Origin of the sequence: Nguyenibacter vanlangensis (assembly GCF_013376155.1) — a bacterium.
GTDB classification, from domain to species: Bacteria; Pseudomonadota; Alphaproteobacteria; order Acetobacterales; family Acetobacteraceae; genus Gluconacetobacter; species Gluconacetobacter vanlangensis.
Genome location: NZ_JABXXP010000527.1, coordinates 1 through 2,006, shown reverse-complemented (window position 1 = coordinate 2,006; position 2,006 = coordinate 1). Strand labels below are relative to the sequence as shown.

General features: G+C 64.5%; 4 protein-coding genes and 1 pseudogene. 3 read left to right on the top strand and 2 right to left on the bottom strand.

Features of this window, described 5'->3' with window-relative positions:
• Positions 1-214: 214 nt before the first annotated feature.
• Both HUK84_RS16220 and HUK84_RS22920 read right to left on the bottom strand, forming a co-directional pair.
• Positions 215-520: a BrnA antitoxin family protein gene (locus HUK84_RS16220; RefSeq protein ID WP_176641205.1), complete on the bottom strand. Its 306-nt coding sequence runs from the start codon at positions 518-520 to the stop codon at positions 215-217.
• 52 nt (positions 521-572) lie between these two features.
• Positions 573-881 (bottom strand): BrnT family toxin, encoded by a 309-nt coding sequence (locus HUK84_RS22920; RefSeq protein WP_218064418.1) that lies wholly within the window; start codon positions 879-881, stop codon positions 573-575.
• A 239-nt stretch (positions 882-1,120) separates the two neighbouring features.
• On the opposite strand from HUK84_RS22920, the gene rpmI reads away from it, so the two are divergent.
• The 3 genes and pseudogenes from rpmI to HUK84_RS16200 all read left to right on the top strand — a co-directional run.
• On the top strand, positions 1,121-1,324 hold the full coding sequence (gene rpmI / locus HUK84_RS16210) for a 50S ribosomal protein L35 (RefSeq protein ID WP_012554749.1): 204 nt from the start codon (positions 1,121-1,123) through the stop codon (positions 1,322-1,324).
• A gap of 14 nt (positions 1,325-1,338) precedes the next feature.
• Positions 1,339-1,698 carry a 50S ribosomal protein L20 gene (gene rplT, locus HUK84_RS16205; protein WP_176641204.1) on the top strand — a complete coding sequence of 120 codons (360 nt, stop codon included), beginning with the start codon at positions 1,339-1,341 and terminating at the stop codon, positions 1,696-1,698.
• Positions 1,699-1,864: 166 nt separating this feature from the next.
• Positions 1,865-2,006, top strand: a pseudogene (locus HUK84_RS16200) (phenylalanine--tRNA ligase subunit alpha); the annotation flags it as partial.

The following is a 2,006-nucleotide window of genomic DNA, read 5'->3' as shown; positions in this document are numbered from 1 at the left end:
CGTCGGCCACCAGCGAACGGCGGAATTCGGTCTCGTCGATCGGTGCGCTCATCTCCGGCAGATGGGCCCGCCCGCCCGCGCCGTCCAGCCCCCCCCCTGTGCCAGCCCCCCTGTGAACGCCGCGGCGCAGGGGGCGAACCAGAGGGGCCATTCTCTCATGCCGGATTCTCGCGCGCTGCCATCTGCGCCGTGCGCGCGAGGCCGGCCCGGATACTCACGCCTTCCGTAACGCCTCATTGATGCGCGTCTGCCAGCCGGGACCGCCTGAACGGAATTTTTCGAGCACGTCCGGGTCAAGGCGCAGCGAAACCGATACCTTCTTCCCGGGATCACGCGGCCGGCCGACAGGCCGTTGAACCATGCCGGATTTCATCCTGGCCGCCAGGGCCGGATGGGAATCGGTGAAACGGCGCGCCTGGGCGAGTTGCCCGTCCGTGGCCTCGGGCGCGTCCGGGTCGGCGGCAATCATGGCCTGGACCTGATCTTCCGTCATGTTCCTAAGAGACTTCAGCTTCTTCATAACGCTTCCGCTCCTTCCGGCTCGCGGGCCGCATCGAAATGATCGATATGGCCTAGTGTCCTGCCCGAGAAATTCTTATGAGAATTTCTCGGATCAGCAGGCCACTAAAATATTGATTCCAGTGTCCTTTCGATTCCAAAATTCGCTTGCGAATTTTGGAATCGGGACGCTGGGTGCCCAATTCCGCGAACACAACGGCAATCGTCCCGTCGAGAAATGGACCGATGGCCATCAGGCGATCATTCTTGGCTGGGACCACGATCGACGACAGGAAGAACGAGGCTTTCAGGTCGGCGAAATCCAGACCGCGTTCATTCAGGGTCTTCAGACGTTTCGGCTCGTCCCACGTGATCGCCAGCATGGTTTCTGTATATACAGAAACTGAGTGCCGAGCAAGGGCTGTCCCAGGCTTTCGGGTGGGGGCTTGAGCCTCCCCGCGCCTTTTCCCGCGCCGCCCCCGCATCGGGGCTTGATCCGCCGCCCGCCCTTGTCTATAGCCAGCCCCCTGTTCGCGCGTCCGGGCCTGGAATGGGCATGCCCGGCCGTGACCGCCGCCTGGCCGCCGAGCGCGGCCGCGGCTTCAAAGCCAAGGAGATGAAAATGCCCAAGATGAAGACCAAGTCGTCGGTCAAGAAGCGGTTCAAGATCACCGCGACCGGCAAGGTGCTGGCGGGCCCGGGCAACAAGCGCCACGGCCTGATCAACCGCTCGCAGAAGATGAAGCGCACCAACCGCGGTTCGCAGACTCTGACCGAGATGGACGGCCGCACTGTCAAGCAGTGGGCCCCCTACGGGCTGGCATAAGGAGCACCTGAGACATGGCACGTGTTAAGCGGGGCGTGACCACCCACGCCCGTCACAAGAAGGTCCTCGATCAGTCCAAGGGCTATCGCGGCCGCTCCTCCACGAACTACCGCATCGCGCTGGAACGCCTCGAAAAGGCGCTGCGCTACGCCTATCGCGACCGCCGGAACAAGAAGCGCGAATTCCGCGCCCTGTGGATCCAGCGCATCAACGCGGCCGTCCGCGAGCATGGGCTGACCTACAGCAAGTTCATCAACGGCCTGGACAAGGCCGGGATCGAGATCGACCGCAAGGTCCTGGCCGCGATCGCCTTCGACGACGCCGCCACCTTCGCCGAGATCGTGAAGAAGGCCCAGGCCGCGCTCGCCGCCTGATCTTTCCTCGCCGTCCTACGGTTCGGAACGGGCCGCCCCATATCGGGGCGGCCCGTTCTGCATTTCGGGGGTTTATTCCGCGGGGCGGACCCTGTATCCGGCCTGATCGGTAACCCACGCCCGCGTTTCGCGCCGGTTCCTTTCGTCCCCGTTCCAGCGAGGTGCCATGAACGACGATCTCGAAACCCTGCGGCAAGAGACGCTGGCCGCGCTCGCCGCCGCCGCCGACCGGCGGCAATGGGACGATGTGCGCGTCGGCACCCTGGGCAAGTCCGGCCGGCTGACCGCGCTGCTCAAGGAACTCGGCC

What these genes read in the sequence shown, in the direction of transcription:
- HUK84_RS16220 (WP_176641205.1), bottom strand. Translation starts at nt 520, where the DNA reads ATGAAGAAGCTGAAGTCTCTTAGGAACATGACGGAAGATCAGGTCCAG.
- HUK84_RS22920 (WP_218064418.1), bottom strand. Translation starts at nt 881, where the DNA reads ATGCTGGCGATCACGTGGGACGAGCCGAAACGTCTGAAGACCCTGAAT.
- rpmI (WP_012554749.1), top strand. Translation starts at nt 1,121, where the DNA reads ATGCCCAAGATGAAGACCAAGTCGTCGGTCAAGAAGCGGTTCAAGATC.
- rplT (WP_176641204.1), top strand. Translation starts at nt 1,339, where the DNA reads ATGGCACGTGTTAAGCGGGGCGTGACCACCCACGCCCGTCACAAGAAG.